This window comes from Nocardia sp. CY41 (genome assembly GCF_009829325.1).
In the GTDB taxonomy this organism is placed as follows: Bacteria; Actinomycetota; Actinomycetes; order Mycobacteriales; family Mycobacteriaceae; genus Nocardia.
In genome coordinates, this window is the sequence record NZ_VUOS01000018.1 from 197,692 (window position 1) to 213,571 (window position 15,880).

The 15,880-nt window shown below is 67.4% G+C and carries 13 protein-coding genes; 6 read left to right on the top strand and 7 right to left on the bottom strand.

Annotated features, from left to right (window positions below):
- Nucleotides 1–46: 46 nt before the first annotated feature.
- A complete protein-coding gene (locus GVY64_RS20525; RefSeq protein ID WP_159843821.1) occupies nucleotides 47–1,702 on the top strand; it encodes an alkaline phosphatase D family protein in 1,656 nt (551 codons plus the stop codon).
- Between the two features lie 3 nt (nucleotides 1,703–1,705).
- On the opposite strand, the gene GVY64_RS20530 is transcribed toward GVY64_RS20525, so the two are convergent.
- From GVY64_RS20530 to GVY64_RS20540, 3 genes are all read right to left on the bottom strand, one after another.
- Nucleotides 1,706–2,854, bottom strand: coding sequence for a metallophosphoesterase (locus GVY64_RS20530; RefSeq protein ID WP_159843823.1), 1,149 nt, complete (start codon nucleotides 2,852–2,854; stop codon nucleotides 1,706–1,708).
- A 76-nt stretch (nucleotides 2,855–2,930) separates the two neighbouring features.
- A complete protein-coding gene (gene trpB / locus GVY64_RS20535) occupies nucleotides 2,931–4,172 on the bottom strand; it encodes a tryptophan synthase subunit beta (protein WP_159843825.1) in 1,242 nt (413 codons plus the stop codon).
- Between the two features lie 168 nt (nucleotides 4,173–4,340).
- Complete coding sequence (locus GVY64_RS20540; protein WP_159843827.1) at nucleotides 4,341–5,564, bottom strand: serine hydrolase; 1,224 nt, start codon at nucleotides 5,562–5,564, stop codon at nucleotides 4,341–4,343.
- 141 nt (nucleotides 5,565–5,705) lie between these two features.
- Between GVY64_RS20540 and GVY64_RS20545 the strand changes: the two genes are divergently transcribed.
- On the top strand, nucleotides 5,706–6,047 hold the full coding sequence (locus GVY64_RS20545; protein ID WP_159843829.1) for a hypothetical protein: 342 nt from the start codon (nucleotides 5,706–5,708) through the stop codon (nucleotides 6,045–6,047).
- A 381-nt stretch (nucleotides 6,048–6,428) separates the two neighbouring features.
- Here GVY64_RS20545 and GVY64_RS20550 read toward each other — a convergent pair whose 3' ends face one another.
- From GVY64_RS20550 to GVY64_RS20560, 3 genes are all read right to left on the bottom strand, one after another.
- Nucleotides 6,429–7,175 carry a HEAT repeat domain-containing protein gene (locus GVY64_RS20550; protein WP_159843831.1) on the bottom strand — a complete coding sequence of 249 codons (747 nt, stop codon included), beginning with the start codon at nucleotides 7,173–7,175 and terminating at the stop codon, nucleotides 6,429–6,431.
- Between the two features lie 337 nt (nucleotides 7,176–7,512).
- The gene (locus GVY64_RS20555) at nucleotides 7,513–8,391 is read right to left on the bottom strand and encodes a hypothetical protein (RefSeq protein WP_159843833.1); all 879 of its coding nucleotides are present in this window, start codon (nucleotides 8,389–8,391) and stop codon (nucleotides 7,513–7,515) included.
- 132 nt (nucleotides 8,392–8,523) lie between these two features.
- Nucleotides 8,524–8,988: a DoxX family protein gene (locus tag GVY64_RS20560; protein ID WP_159843949.1), complete on the bottom strand. Its 465-nt coding sequence runs from the start codon at nucleotides 8,986–8,988 to the stop codon at nucleotides 8,524–8,526.
- A 1,341-nt stretch (nucleotides 8,989–10,329) separates the two neighbouring features.
- Here GVY64_RS20560 and GVY64_RS20565 point away from each other — a divergent pair.
- The 3 genes from GVY64_RS20565 (at nucleotide 10,330) to GVY64_RS37915 (ending at nucleotide 13,060) form a co-directional block, all read left to right on the top strand.
- Nucleotides 10,330–10,770, top strand: coding sequence for a DUF6294 family protein (locus GVY64_RS20565; RefSeq protein ID WP_159843835.1), 441 nt, complete (start codon nucleotides 10,330–10,332; stop codon nucleotides 10,768–10,770).
- A 356-nt stretch (nucleotides 10,771–11,126) separates the two neighbouring features.
- Nucleotides 11,127–11,720: a hypothetical protein gene (locus GVY64_RS20570; RefSeq protein ID WP_159843837.1), complete on the top strand. Its 594-nt coding sequence runs from the start codon at nucleotides 11,127–11,129 to the stop codon at nucleotides 11,718–11,720.
- A gap of 164 nt (nucleotides 11,721–11,884) precedes the next feature.
- Nucleotides 11,885–13,060 (top strand): hypothetical protein, encoded by a 1,176-nt coding sequence (locus GVY64_RS37915; protein WP_236567019.1) that lies wholly within the window; start codon nucleotides 11,885–11,887, stop codon nucleotides 13,058–13,060.
- Nucleotides 13,061–13,779: 719 nt separating this feature from the next.
- Here the strand turns inward: GVY64_RS37915 and GVY64_RS20580 are convergent.
- Nucleotides 13,780–15,009 carry an alpha/beta fold hydrolase gene (locus tag GVY64_RS20580; RefSeq protein WP_159843839.1) on the bottom strand — a complete coding sequence of 410 codons (1,230 nt, stop codon included), beginning with the start codon at nucleotides 15,007–15,009 and terminating at the stop codon, nucleotides 13,780–13,782.
- A gap of 181 nt (nucleotides 15,010–15,190) precedes the next feature.
- Here GVY64_RS20580 and GVY64_RS20585 point away from each other — a divergent pair, with 181 nt between their 5' ends.
- Nucleotides 15,191–15,751, top strand: a complete 561-nt coding sequence (locus tag GVY64_RS20585) for a TetR family transcriptional regulator (protein ID WP_201298083.1) — start codon at nucleotides 15,191–15,193, stop codon at nucleotides 15,749–15,751.
- Nucleotides 15,752–15,880 lie beyond the last annotated feature (129 nt).

A 15,880-nucleotide genomic window follows, 5' to 3' on the forward strand; every position in this document is an offset into this window, starting at 1 on the left:
CGCCCGCGACGCCTTCCCGCCGCTGAGCGCGGTCTTACGCTGAGATATGGCCCTCTCACGTCGCGAACTGTTCCGAGTCGGCGCCGCAGGGTCGATGGCGGTCCTGGCGGGCACCGCGGCCGCGAGCAGCGCCCGCTTTCCCGCCCCGCGGCGGCTCGGCGACCCTTTCTCCCTCGGCGTCGCATCCGGCGATCCGGCCCCCGACGGCGTGGTCCTGTGGACGCGGCTGGCGCCGGACCCGCTGGCGCCGGACGGTCTCGGCGGCATGCCGGTGGATCCGGTCACGGTCGACTACGAAGTGGCGCACGACGAGCAGTTCCGCCAGGTGGTGGCCCGGGGGTCGGCGGTGGCCACTCGCGCGCTCGGCCACAGCGTGCATCCGGAGGTACACGGCTTGGCGCCGGACCGCTGGTATTTCTACCGGTTCCGGGCGGGTTCGGCCGTGTCGCCGGTGGGGCGCACGCGCACCGCCCCGGAACCCGGACAGGCTCTGGCGCGGCTGCGGTTCGCGTTCGCCTCCTGCCAGTCGTGGAGTTCCGGCTACTACACCGCCTACGAGCACATGAGCCGGGAGGACCTGGACCTGGTCGTGCATCTGGGCGACTACATCTACGAGCGGGCATGGCTGCGCGGGCGAGCGGGCGTCGCCATGGGTCCGCATTTCCGTGACGAGGCCGTTGACCTGCCCGGGTACCGGCTGCGTTACGCGCTGTACAAATCGGAGCAGCCGCTGCGCGCCGCGCACGCGGCGTTCCCGTGGCTGGTCACCATGGACGATCACGAGGTCGACAACAACTGGGCGGCCGATTCCCCCGGGATCGGCCTGGACATCTGGCGCGTGCCGGCCCTGTTCCGCCGTCGCCGGGCCGCCGCCTTCCAGGCCATGTACGAGCACCAGCCGCTGCGCCTGGCACAGCTGCCGTCGGCCGCGGGCGTCGGGCTGCATCGCCGCTTCCGGTTCGGTGACCTCGCGGACATCACGATGCTCGACACCCGCCAATACCGCACACCGCAGGTGTGTTCGGACGGCGTGGTCAGCGGGTGCGCCGAGCGTTTCGCGCCGGAACGCACGATTCTCGGCGATGCACAACGGGATTGGCTGATCGACGGGCTGACCCACTCGCCGGCCCGCTGGCAGGTGCTCGGCAACCAGGTCGGCATGAGCCAGAACGACTCCGATCCGGGCCCTGAGATCACCGTCTCCACCGACGCCTGGGACGGCTATGTCGCCGACCGCAACGCCGTGCTCGGCGCCGCCGCGGCGCGCGGCATCGGAAACCTGGTGGTGATCACCGGCGACCGGCACGAGAACCAGGCCGCCGACCTGCGGCGCGACTACTCCGATCCCGGTTCACCGGTCGTCGCGGCGGAATTCACCGGCACCTCGATCACCAGCAACGGCGACGGAGCCGACTTCGGCGACAAAGGCCGCAGGCTGCTCGCGGCGAACCCGGACGTCAAGTTCTTCAACGCCCAGCGCGGCTACGTCCGGGTGGAACTCGATCATCAGCTGTGGCGCAACGACTTCCGCGTCGTGCCCTATGTGCGCCGCCCCGGCGCGCCCATCCACACGCGCGCCAGCTATGTCGTCCAGAACGGGATTCCGGGTGTGACCGAAGCATGGAGTCCCGGAAACCCGCCCGACCCGCCGCCCGCGCCGGATGCCGCCAGCCAGGCCGACGCCGACCGCGGCCACCGCTGACCTCTAGGCTCGAGCGGCCGCCTGCTCCGAACGCAGGATCAGCACGGTGATCTCACTCGGTGCGAACACCCGCAGCTGCGGCCCCCAGAACCCGGTGCCGCGGCTGGTGTAGAGCTGAGTGCGATCGCCGTGGCGGCTCAGCCCGGCGACGACGGGTTGATCGAGGCGGACGAGGTAGTGGAAAGGCCAGATCTGGCCACCGTGGGTGTGGCCGGAGATCTGCAGCGCCACACCCGCGGCGGCGGCCTCCGCGATCTGCTTGGGCTGGTGGGCGAGCAGGACGACCGGCGCCTCCGGGTCGGCCCCCGCGAGCGCGGCGGGCAGGTCGGGACCGTGGCCGGGCAAGGCGACGCCGGTGGGGTCGTCGATGCCCGCGATGACCAGCCGATCCTCGCCGCGGCAGACGATCTCGTGCCGGTTGTGCAGCGGCTGCCAGCCCAGCGAGGCCATGTGATCGATCCAGCCCTGGGCGTCGCCGAAGTATTCGTGATTGCCGGTGATGTAGAACCGGCCGAGTTCGGCCTCGACCTTGCCGAGCGGGTCGACCTGCGCGTGCCGCTTCGCCACCGATCCGTCCGCGAGGTCGCCCGCGTGACAGGCGATATCGGGACGCTGCGCGTTCACCACCTCCACCACGCGTTCCGACCAGCGCAGCCGATCCAGTGCTGCGTAATGGGTGTCGGTCACCACGACCATGCGCAGTCCGTCCAGCGCTGCGCCGAGCCCGGGAATGCCTACCTCCACCGTGCGCACCCGCGGCACCCGGCGCGCCTCGACCACGCCCCACACCACCAGCACCGTCGTGGCCGCGAGCACGCCGACCGCGACGATCCCGGAGCGCGCCGGATCGGTCACGCCCGCGACGGTCAATCCGGCGCGCGCTAGATTGCCCAGCACCGACCAGCTGAACAGCACCCACATCACGCCGAGCAAGGTGTCGCCCACGATCGAGGCCGCATCCGATTGCGCGGGCCCGTGCCCGAGGAACATCGACGCGGGCAGGCTCGCGAACCCGAGCAGGAACAGTGCCGAACCGAGCCAGAACAGCGGGCCGGATTCCGCGGTGGGCGCCGCCACGAGCGTCCACCAGGGCAGCAGGAACAAGACGGCGGGAATCGCCAGGAACAAGATCAGGCGGGGCACATACTTCAAGAGGGCTCGTCCTCGTGCGCGGGTGTAGCGCGCGGTCCCTCTCCGGCGCCATGGGCGATGTCGACCATAGCAGCGGTCATGCCACACCGAGCCGCTCGGCGGCCACGGTGAGATCCTTGTCCCCGCGGCCGGACAGGCACAGCACGATCAGGGACCCTTCGGGAATCTCGCCCCGGTCCGCCATCTCCATCAGATGGCCGACGGCGTGGGCGGATTCGAGTGCGGCGAGGATGCCTTCGGTGTGGCTGAGTGCCTGCATGCCGCGCAGGGCGACCGCGTCGGTGGCGGCTCGATAGGTCACCCGGCCGCTGTCTTTCAGATGGCTGAGCTCGGGGCCGACGCCGGGATAGTCCAGTCCCGCCGCGATGCTGTGGGTGCGCGCGATCTGGCCGTCCTCGTCCTGCAGCAGATAGCTGTAGGAGCCGTCGATCTCACCGGGGCTGCCCATGCACAGGGTGGCCGCGTGCTCGCCGGTGTCCACGCCGAGCCCGGCCGCTTCCACACCGATCAGCCGCACCCGCGGGTCGTCGGCGAACGGGTGGAAGACGCCGATGGCGTTGCTGCCGCCGCCCACGCAGGCCAGCACGTAGTCGGGCAGCCTGCCTTCGAGGCGTGCGATCTGGTTCCTGGTCTCCACACCGATCACCGTCTGGAAGTCCCGCACGATCCGCGGGTACGGCGCGGGCCCGGCCGCGGTGCCGAACAGGTAATAGGTGCTGTCCACCGCGGCCACCCAGTCGCGGACCGATTCGGTGATCGCCTCCTTCAGCCGCCGCGAACCGATGTCGACCGGCCGCACCTCCGCGCCGAGCAGTTTCATCCGCATCACGTTCGACGCCTGGCGCCGCATGTCCTCGGTGCCCATGTAGATCACGCAGGTCAAACCGAGCATCGCCGACACGGTCGCCACCGCGACGCCGTGCTGGCCCGCGCCGGTTTCGGCGATGATCCGTTTCTTGCCCATCCGGCGGGCCAGCAACGCCTGCCCGATGGCGTTGTTGATCTTGTGGGCGCCTGTGTGCGCCATGTCCTCGCGCTTGAGATACACCCGGGCGCCCGGCACACCCAGCAACTCCCCGAAACGCGGTACCTGATGCAGCAACGTGGGACGGCCGACCCGATCGCGCAGCAGCTCCCGGTACTCGGTCACGAAACCCGGGTCGGCGGTGGCGAGGTGGTAGGCGTCCTCCAGTTCCAGCAGCGCGGCCATCAGGCCCTCGGGGACGAATCTGCCGCCGAACACGCCGAACCGGCCGCGCTCGTCGGGGAACATCTCGTGCCGGGATCCGCGCACCGCCACGTCAAGGTCAATCCTCATCAACACCAACGCTTTCACCGCCAACGAGCCGACGGGTCAGTCCGTTCCGCTAGCGCTAGCACAACCCCACGGGTTGGCAACGACCGAGTTAACAGACTAAATCGTTCGGTTGGCTAAAGTGTTCTCACTGGTGGAGGCGATCCGCGCGGCCGGCCGGCCGGCGCCTGGCTACCGGTCGGCAGGCATGGTGGCGGAGATCTGGGCGACCAGCCGCCACGGCCGTTCTGTATCGGTCGTGGCCTTGCCGCTGGTGAGGATCGCCCCGGACAGCCCGCGCGCCGGGTCGGCCCAGCCGTACTGGGTGGTCAATCCGCTGCGCCCGAAATGGGATCCGGTGTCGCGGCCGAATTTCGACCGGCGCCCGCCGAGTTCGAAACCCGCTCGGCTGACACGTCCGGCGACGCCGGGTATCCAGCGCGCCGGGCGCACCGCGTCCTCCAGCGTCTCCGCGCGGATGACGCGGCGGCCGTCCGGCCCGCCGCGCGTGAGAATCTCGTAGAACCGCGACAGTTCGGACGCGGTCGTGATCAGATTGCCCGACGGCAGCTCGGCGGTGAGGAACCCGTCGGTCGCCGCGCGCGACGCCCGGTCCATCCGTCCACCCACCGCCTTGCGCGCCAGAAAGCTCGCGGTGCGGGAGGGAGCCGGACCGGTCTTCACGCTGGGCACGACCTTGTCCAGGTCTTCGGGTCGCACACCGAAGTTGGTCCAGCGGAATCCGTACGGCTCGAGCACCTGCTCGGCGAGATGCTCGCGCAGTGGCTTGCCGGTCGCGCGCCGCACCAGCGAGCGCACGATCAGTCCGAGGGTGAGCGCGTGGTACACGCGGAACCGTCCCGGCTTCCAGCTCGGCACCAGGTCGGCCAGCGCTTGCACGGCCAGTTCCTCGTCGAGCACCAGATCGACGCCCTGATACGGCGGCGGGACGAAAGGTATCCCGGCCGAGTGCGAGAGCACGTCGCCGATCGTGATCGCCGCCTTGCCGTTGGCCGCGAACTCGGGGATGTAGCGCGACACCGGCTCGTCGAGGGTGAACGCGCCCTGTTCGACGAGCATGAACATCAGCGCACCGGCCACTCCTTTCGCCGTCGAGAACCCGCAGAACGGCGTGTCCGGGGTGGCCAGGATCTTGGCCGCGTCCGGCCCGTCACCCGGCGCAGTGCCCCAGCCGTGGCCGATGGTGCGGTTCAGCGCGATCTTGCCGTTCCGGCGCAGGCAGACCTGGATCGCGGGGGTGGTGCCCAGGCGGTACCACGCCTGCACCGACTCCCACACGGACTCCACGTCGGCGCGGCTGAGCCCCGACGCCGCGGGATCGTCTTCGGGGCCCCGGGTCGTCACGGCCTCCAAGTCGTCGGCGATCGGCACGGTTCCAGCCGTTGGTGCGCTCACCCGGCCAGCTTATCCACCGTCCGCGCCCTGCCGCCGCGCTGCTCGGAGGGCGGCGGACCCGCCGCCGCCCTCCCCGGTTGCCGCGAACACGGGATTCGACAACCCTGGGCACTGCCGATCGACACTTCCCCGGGAGCCGACATGCCGATCCTGCTCGCTCGCGTCATCGCCGTCCCGGTCAGCCTCTGGCTGATCGCCGCCCTCGCCGTCAACGCCGACTACCGCGCAGACAACATCTTCGCCCTGCCCGACGCCGCCTTCTCGCTCCTGCTGCTCATCGCCGCAGCACTACCCACCCGCCCAGCTGTCCCCGCCCTGATCACCGGTTTCCTCTTCGGCGCGGGCGTGATAACGGTCGCTGCCCTCGACCGCTTCGACCGCACCGACACACCCCAGGGCATCTTGAACCTCGTTGTCGCGGCGGTCTATCTCACCTGCGCTGTTCTGCTGATGCGTCGGCAGGAAGCAGCAGCCACCGCGTAGCGAGAACAGCCGGTCATGTACCGCCGCGGCCGACGTCGTCCGGTCGTCACCGAGGCTGAGGTTCGAACCTTCCCCGCATCCACTCTGATCGACTGGTGCGGTGCCCTCGTTCAGTACCGCTACTCGAATCCACACCTTGGATGGTCTTCGCCTCGCCGCTACCGCGGTCACTCCCGAGCGCATGGACGCGGGATCCACGTCAGCCATCACGCAATCGAGGGCGTCACCTGCCGATCGCGATCGGCGTTCTACCTGCAACCTCCCTGACACCGCGCGGGGCATTGCCGGACTCTCGCTGCGATCGCGGACACGACGCACTCCGACAACGGGCGTACTCCGCCGGTCCTTCAGCAGGAAAACAAAGTCCGCCCGCGGCAGCCGTCACTGCATTGCCGCGTCACGCACATCGCAATCAGGATCTGCGGCCAACCGCGCCAGCAGTCGGCGCGCCTCGCTGCCTCGGTACCGGCGCAAGGCCCATGCAAGGCTACAACGGACTTCCGGGTTCGGGTGATCGATCAAGTGTGCGACGTCAATGACGTCACCGCGACTCCTTCGAGCCAGTCCGTAGAGGGCGTCGATCAGATCATCGTCGTTGTCCGCCTGACGCAATCGGGCCAGCAGTTGCGGTTTGGTCAGCTCCAGCTCGTCTGTGGCGAACCGGTGACGAAGGTCAGCGGCCTTGAACTCACCGCGCCCCAAACACGCCGGACACGCGCAGGGCCGCCGGCCGTGCGCGTTCGGGTGATACCGCCACCCCGTTACCTGCCGCACCTGCCGAATCCGATGTAGTTCGGCAGGTGTGATCGCGCGAGGCACCAGGATCTCATACCCTCGCGCGTCCCCGACATGAAGAATGACCGAAATAGCCTCAGCCGCAGTCAGTTCTGTCTGCGCCGCGCCGTAGTGTCCGACGAGGACCGGCTCGTCGTCGGGAATCCGGAAGTCCACGGCGACGATCAGCCGCTGGCCGCCGCGGCGCAATTCGCGCAACCATTGATGCGACAGTACATAGGACGGCATCACCGGCATACAGAACACTCCGCGACGGAAGCCGTTCGCTGCGATGCCCGCACGGCGGATACGCCGCGCGTTCTTCTCCGGCGTCAGATGCACCATCAGGGCCATAACGCGAGCGTAGTGGTTGACCGACGATGGCAGCCGATGTGTCAACCGACTCAGATAGCGCACCCCGCCCAGGAGCCGGTGTTTCGCCCGTTCCGGAAACCAGCATTACCTGTCGCGGCCGAGGACGCTGCGGCGACGTGCCACACGGTTAGGTCGGGTGCTCGGCAAGTCGCCCGGGGCTGTCGGCGTGGGTGCAATCATCGGTCGCCGTCCGATCACCGCTCCTCGCCCGGACTACTGAGGCATGCGGCCGACGGCACCACGAGTACTGCCGCCCTGTTCGTGAGATCGTCATGGACCACGGCTGCATGCTCTGGTCGCGGCTCTCGCCGACATCTCAGTCCTTCGGCGCAGGATTGATCGTGTCGCCGTACCAGCTCAGATCCGATTTCTCGGCGATCTCGAAGACCTCGAAAAGATCGTCGGCCACAACCGCATCGATCAAAGCCCGTGAACCGGCGACGATCGTGGAGTCGAAGTCGATCTCGCTGGCCACGACCCACGCGTGGTCGGCGGGCCAGAGCAGCTGGGGCGTCACTCCGGGGAAGTCGGTCGTCCATCCCAGACCCGCCGCATACACCCAACCGGGGTCGGCGAGTTCGGAGAGACTGGTGTCGAACAGCAGGAAGTCGCGTCCCGGCCACTGCAGGAAAGGCCCTGCCTCGACCGCCCGTCTGACCTGCGGCGCGACCGAGGCAGCCAACTCGGCGTCGATTCGAGCTCGCTCGCGCTCCAGGTTCTGCGGATCGCCGTCGGTGGACGCGACGAACACCGCGCCCGAGGATGTGTTCAGCTCGCCGAATCCATTCCAAACGCCGGCCGTCAACTCTTCCGGGGCCTCGGTGGCTGCGCGCAGGTGGACCGTGAGCGCGGCCAGCAGGCTCGGGTCGAACCACCCCTCGACGCTCTGGCCGACTCTCCAGCCGTCGTCGAACGACATCGCCGCTTCGTCCTCACCGTCGGTGAGGTTGCGCCACTGCACCAGCGGGTGCATCACTCTGCCGTTGCGCACGGCGACCTCGGCCCACGGCCACATCGCCTCCTCCACGATCTCGGGATTGCCCCATTCGTCGGTGACCGTGACGTCGCGGCGGGTCGCCTCGACCGGGTGCAGGATCCGCGCATAGGCCTCGAAGCCGGTACCGGCGACGCCGCCGTGTTCGCCAACGCGCGCCAACAGCCACCCACCACGCTCGACATCCGTTGTGAACTCCACCCAGTCAGCCTAGTGAGCCACGCCTGACGGGCAGCTCTGTCTCTGGCGTCGCCTCCGTCGAGCCGCTGTAGCCGTTCGGGGATCGACCGCGTCTGCCCGCGGTGCTGCGCGCCACCAGCGGCTGCACCTGGACTACGGGTTCATGGCCTTGCTACGCGTGAACCGAACACGCCGCGCGATCACCGCGTCCAGCGACCAGCGGCCGGGCCCGACCCACAGCAGGAAGATCAAACCGAGCAGCATCGCGAAGTCGGTACGCGCGTCGTGGGCCATCCCCCAGAAGCCTTCTACCCCGTGAAATCCGCCGGGGCGCAGCTCCCGTAATTTGGTCAACACGATCGCCCCGCTGATGTCGATCAGCAGCGGCACCGCCGCCGGCCGCGTCAACAATCCGAGCACGATCAACGCGCCGCAGGCGATTTCGACGACACCGTCGAGATCGGCGAAAAACGTCGGCGCCGGTATCCCGAGCTTGTCGAACCGACCCGGGCCCAGCGTCTCCGGATAGAGGAACTTCTGGATCCCCTCGCTGAGGAACACCAGTCCTACCGCCACCCGGATACAGATCACCGCCGCGGGCCCGTCCGCGCCGAGCATTCGCGACCACGACTCTGTTCCCGTCATCGGCCTTCGCCTCCCGATATCGTCACCCGACCCTACCGGCGAGCGCGCCGCCGCGGACGGACTCCACGCCTGGACGCTACCCATGATCGACGGGCGCCCGATCGCTGTCACCAGCAGCATCGACGGCACGGTGCAGGTCTGGGACCTGTACACCGGTCGCGAACGAGCCGTGCTCTACCGGTCACACCAACTGGGTCCGAGCCGTCGCCGGCAGTCACATAGACGGCTGACCGATCGCCATCACCGCCAGCGCCAGCCGCACACTGCGAATATGGGATCTCACGACGATGACTGGCATCGCGGTGCTCGACTGCCCGTCCCCAGCACCCCTCGTCCGCACAGGTCCGAACGATGAACTGCGCATGGCCCTCGACAACGACATCGCAGTACTCGCGTATGCGCGGTGGCGCCGCGCGGGGCGATGACCGATGAGCAGGTGGCCAGATCATCCACCCGGGACAGGCCGCACGGCGCGCCGCCGCCGTGCATGCGGCGGTCGGCGCCCGTCGCCCAATGCCAATACAGTCGGGTCGACCGGTTCATAACGACGGGAGCGGCCTTGGGGGTGGCCTGGAATTCCGACGGCAGCCGGGGCGCCGGTGTTGTTGTGGCGCGCCGACAGAGCGCACCTGTCCGATCTTGGTGACCATCTCGTCGCCGAGAAGATTGTTCGCTGCCTCACCGAGGCGGCGGTCATTGAACACCGCCCACGACCTGCATCGCACCGGAAGAAGGGGCGCTCAGTGACGTCTCGCGCACCCGAAGTTCCGTACGATCGAACACTCGAAGCGACCCCTGATGGGAAGGGGACGGTGGAGCGCGGTGAAGGTGAGACGACCGTCGGACTCGATGACAGCCCTATTCCGCTCGCGCAGCATCCCGGCGGAGCATCGAACTCGTCGCGGCCGGGTTTCTGTCAGGACCTCTCGCAAGCAGGCGACACCCCTGCCGACGTTGCATTAGAGCACTCGTCGTGCGTTCTCACTGAAAAGCCGACTCTTGGTCGGTTTTTGCCCCGAAAAGGCGACTAATGGCCGCGGTGAGCGGTCCAGACGAGGCGCTTTCCGCATTTCCAGGTCTAGAACCAACTTACATAACTTTCATATGATGTTAGAAGTGCGAACTACCGATGACATTGCTTTGATTCCGGAGGATCATAAGATATTGACCGGCTCGGAGTAGGCAACACGGACCGCGCCTTGTAGTCGACAAAGGGCTACAGGCAGGTGAACTGACTATGCCTTTGGTTGTGGAGGTTTGGCCCACACCGAAGGCTCGATGATGCTGGACATATATCACGTACCGGGACCAATCATGAGCTATGCCGAAACTATCAAGTCACAGCAAGAAACCCCTCTAAGTGCAACGAGCGACGAACCACAATTACCGCGCAAATTTGAAAGAGATGACATTCAAAGCAGAGAAGTGATGTGGAGCGCACCGATCTCTCACGGCGATTGCACGCTATCGGGTCTCATCTTCGGAACCCTTGATAAAGGACCAACCTTCCGGTTCCGTTCGGACGGAACCTGTGAGCTTTTGGCCAGGTTTTTCTCGACTGACTCAGGTGATGCTTGGGTCATCCACAACCTCTATTTGCAGGACGTGAACGGAACGGTTCTTTTCAAGATGCCGAAGTTCTCCAGCCCCGGAACAGTAACCGAGAACCAGGTAATCGACTGGGTTCGACCGCTACTGTATCCCGCCATTCACTTTCCGTACATTACTCAGGTGACTATTACTTGTAGTTGCTGAACTCCTCCTCCGTTCGCCGTGCCCCTGCCGCTCCTCGCATGGGCGGCGCGCATTTTACCCGTAACCACCCGGTAGTTGTTGTTGTGCTATTCGGCAGCTGAGACTGCACGAGCCAGGTGGCCGCGAGCGGGGGTCTTCATAGCCGCGACGACTCGCCGTCCTCGGGGAATTGATCGTTCAGGGGTCTGGGTCGCCGGCGCCGCCATGTTGATCAGGCTGGCTCGTTGGCTGAGACCGCCGCTGCTAGATAGTCGGCCCAGCTGGAATGGGCGAAGGCGGCCCACTGCTGGGCCGAGCCGATCGAGATGCGCGCAGGCTCCGATACGAAGGTCGATCCTCGATGGCAGGATGCGGGTGTGGGTGACCATTTCGAACGAATCATCGATCTCGACGTAGCCTCGGCCGACGCGAGCACACTGGCCGAGCACGTGGTGGACTGGATGGTGTCGCGGCGATGGCTGCTTCGGCAGACTTCGCGCGAGGCGATGTACAGCCTCCAGGTCGACGAAGGCTATGTGCCAGGCCCCGACTGGCCGCAGATCACCCAGGAGTGGGGCGCCGATTGGATTCCCGGCCCGGTCGCCGTCATCGTCGGCCGCCACGACCACTATCCCGGGCAAGGCGGCATCGAACCTGCCTCTGCGGTATGCCCACGCTGCCAGGCCACCACTGTGATCATCGACTACCCGCACCGATGGGAGGCCGATCCCGCTGTATGGCAGCCGTTCTCGGACGCGATCGACGCCTGGAAGCAGACAGGCACCGGCGCAGCGATCTGCCCCGCCTGCACCGCACCGAGCCCCATCACCGCCTGGCAATGGGCAGACGGATTCGCCTTGGGCGCTCTCGCCTTCGACTTCTGGGGTTGGCCGCCCCTCACCGAGGCCTTCGTCACCGATTTCGCTGCCCGACTCGGGCACCGAATCGAACACCACACCGGCAAGTTCTGAACCGAGGCTTCCTACGATCGAGCAGGCACTCCCTGGTTCAGTTCGTCCGGAATCGCGTTGATCGGCCGGCGTGGATAGCGAGTCGGGGCAATCCAGCACGTGAGCTCCCCTGATCGAGAAGGTCGCCCTCGGCGGCGGCGTGCTTCGGGTGCCAAGATGACGCGATGAGCAGCGTGTCGAGGCAACCGGCCAGCGAGGAAACCGTGTATCTGTTCATGGATTACGGGCAGTTCCGCATCGACGGCGGCGTCGAGAGTCCGGTCGATGAGCTCGAACTCCTCGACCGCGCGCTGGCGGCGCATCCGTTCGCCTCCGATGGTCTGGCGGTGATGGTGTTGAGCCCGCACCAGAACAACTTTCATATGCCGGTGACGGTTCAGGTGTGGGACGAGCGGCCGCCCGGCGATCGTGCCGAGTGGCAGCAGGTGTGTGAGACGAGGTTGCGAGTCGGACCGGAGGGCATACTCTGCCTGTCGTCGCCGACCGACGGCGCGGTCGACTGCGCGGTTCCCGAGGGCCGGTATCTGATCGAGATCAGCGGCCGTGGATTCGTCAACTACGGCTGGCCTGGGTCGACCGAACCCGGCGATGTGTGGCGTATCCGGCTCTGGCCGGACGACAGCAGTGAACCGCTACCGGCTGTGCAGTGGGACATGCCCGGATACGGTGTGCCTGACAATATTCCCCTGCCCGACGTCACCGCGGCGGTCGACGACACGGAGGAATGGGTCGTCGTAGTCGACGACAAAGGCTCTCGCCGCCTGCGCATCGCCGAACTGCAAGAACAAGCGGCCGCTTTCCAGCGGCGGCGCTGGGGCGGGGAACCCATACCCCGGCTCGAAGATCACCCCGGCGCGGAAGACCTCGCACGCCATGACCGCGCGGTCGCCGAGGCCATCGCCACAATGGGTGATCCCGAGTTACGGCGATTGGCGCACTGGTCGGCGACCCAAGCCTGCGCGAAAGCCGGGCTCACCGACCGGCCGTGGGTGTGGCCCGCCTTGGCGGCGCTGCGGGACGGCCGACCGCTGCCGCCCCCGTTCGATGACATGGACGCGGCCATGACCCGGCTGCACGACGAGGACTTCGGCCCGCCGGACGACGAGCACGTCGGCACCATCGAAGCAACGATCGTCCCCGGCTCGGCCGCTGCGGCGGCGAACCCTTTCGATCTGGGCCCGATCCACCGCCCGTCCTTCGCGCTGCCGACCCTCATCGACGCGTACCAACCCGACGCACTCGATGCAGCGATGACGGCCCTGTACGCCACCGGATTGGTCTTCGGCCGCGAGGTGGACACGCTGTTCGCCGCCCTCAGAACGGAATTCGGGATCTGCTGAGCCGAAAGGCGGGGACGATCGTCAGTTCGGCGGCGACGATAAGGGCTACGACGGTGAAGGTCCCGTGTGTTCCGCCTGGGGAACGCTTGGGGTCGTCAGCCTGATCAGCACCGAATTCGAAGGCCGGGCCCGCGACGCCAACGGCCAGTGGTGCGACAAGGGCAGCCATCCACCAGCCACGACGGCGACAACAACCCCGGCAACTGAGCCGCAATCAGCGCCGCGACGGCCGCTGGAGAAAGGGCTAAGTTCTCCGAGGGAGTCGTCGATGTCGGTCGCTTCCAGTACGACCGTCGACACGTCGCCCATCGGCTTCCTGCTCCTGGTCCAACGTTCTTGTAGCCGCCCGTCGGGAACTCCACAGCCCAGTGCGAGCGGCCGTGCGCGGCCGCACGGCCTGCCCTGGCTCGATGTACCGAAAACGGACTCGTACCAGTAACTTCGGGCTTTCGGAACCATTCGCCGATCCGCTCCGTATCGAATACCCGCAACTGCGACATGTCGACGTGGTATCGATGGAACAGGGAGCTGAAATCGTGCCTCGAGCATATGGCCGACCTCTTCGGCTCAGATCAGCGCGCGGCGTGACTGCAGTGTGATTCCGTCCCCGTGCCGTCGGCAGCTCCGAGGCACCAGCGTGCGCCTCCCAGCTGGGTGCCGGCGCCTTCGAGGACGGAATCTCGCCGAGTACCTAGACGGCTTCGAGCAGCCCGGTGGGCTCACTCGGCGCTCGCTCGAGCGAGCGCTTCATCGGCAAGCGCTACCGCCGCCTCGACCGGCGCGTACGTGGCCAGCGCGGCGACGAGGTCACGGATTTCGCTGCGAATCGACGGTGCCAGCCGGGCGTGGCGGGCGACGTCGAGCTCGTTTGCGATGGTCAGGACGGCGAAATCACGGAGTTCCGTTCCTCCGATCGTCTTCGAGCCGCCGCTGAATCTGTCGGTCACGGGCAAGGGCCGTCGGCCGAGCTCGCGGTAGGTGCGCGAGCGATCGCATGCGCCGTAGAGGTACACCAGCGCCGCCGCGTCGGGGCCGATGACGTGATCCAGCCGCTGGCGATCCGTGCTCGGCAGCAGGGCATGCGGCAACCCATCGGTGCCGTATGACGCGTGGCAGATCGACGCCAGCCGGGTTCGTGGCGCCGAGTTCCATTCGACCGTGAGGGCGTGCACCCGACGAAGGTGCTCGAACAGGGTCCCGCCTGGGTGATCGATCTGTTCGGCGCCGAGCGTGCGCTGTAGCTCGAACGCGCGGCGGACGACGTCGTCGGTCCCGAGCCACTTGGTGGCGTGGGCCGAAACGATGCGCGCGAGTTCCGCCGGTGCGTCGCGAGCGACGAGGTGCCCGGCGTCCGGTACGCGGGTAACGGTGACACGCCGGTTGGTCATGCGTAGCCGGTCCACGTCGGCGTCGCCGAGCGGAGACCGTCGTCCTCCCCGCACGAGCAGGATGGGCAGGTCCGATGCCGCGATGATCGCGTGAAGTTCGGAGCGGGACGCGAGAATGTCGTCGGCGAGCTCGGCATCGCGGGCGAGGAGTCCGTGGTCGTCGAGCCAGCGCCGGGCGCGATCCGCATCGATATCGGGCACGACGTCCACGAGCACGAGGCCGGCGACACGCTGCGCGACGGACGACTCCGCGAGGGCGGCGACGGCGGCGAACCCTCCGAGGGAGGCGCCCACCACGACGATCGGCGCCGGTTCGCGAACCACCATCTCGATCACGTCGTCGGCGATCGCCCGCAATGTAGTCGCCCGCCCGGAGCTCTCGCCGTGCCCGCGCAGATCGAAGGCCACCGTCCGCAGTCCGCACTCGGTCATCTCCTCCGTGACCGGTGCCCAGACATCGCGTCGCTCTCGGCCCGCGTGAAGCAGCAGGACCGTGGGGCCCGCGCCGGTCACCGTGGCTCGAAGTGTGACGTCGCGCAGCGTGAGGGTCATGTCTGTCATCGCTGATTCACCTCCGTGCCGAATCTTTCTCCGAGCGCCATGATTTCGACCATCGGCATACCCTCTTCGATTTACCTTGAGCCGTCGCGGTAACGATACGCAGCGAAACCTTGGCTAGTCAAGGTAAGATTCCGAGGTGACCAATTCGAGAACGCGCAGATCACCGGACGAAGCCCGTCGGTTGATCCTCGATGCCGCGGCTTCGCTGCTGGCCGAGGGAGGCGTCGCCGCTGTACAGGTGCGCGCAGTGGCAGCACGGGTCGGCATGACCGACGCCGGCGTCTCGCATCACTTCGGCAATCGCGAGAAGCTGCTCGCCGAACTCCTTCGCCATGGTGGACGCCGGCTTCGAGCCGCGCTCCAAGACGTCATCGCCGCATGGCTGGAGCACGGCACCGATGTCCTCGAGCTCGTCGAGTCGCTCGAGTCCGTGTATCGGAGCGGCTATGGCGAACTCGCGGTGGCGCTGCACGCGGCGGGTTGGCGCGACCGCGGTGGCGGCATGCTCGACCCGGTCGTCGACGCCCTGCATCGGAGTCGGCCTCCCGGAAGTTCCCTCGACGAGACACGACTCGCGGTCGCCGCCCTCCACCAGGCGATGGCAACCGAGCCCCTTTACGGCAGCGATTTCCGTCGGAGCGCCGGCCTCACCGGCGCGGCAGCGCAAGACTCGACCGCTCACCTGCGCTGGTGGGCAAGCCAGCTTCAACGCGCACTCGACATCGAACCGGCGCGCCATTGACCCGAGCGGCGGTCAATCCCCTCGGCATCAGAAGTGCACTCCGAATCCGGTGTTCCCGCGTGATGACCAGTGGCGGGAAGCCATTCGCGACGAACACACCGCACGCGGACGCGATAAGCGGATCAGCGC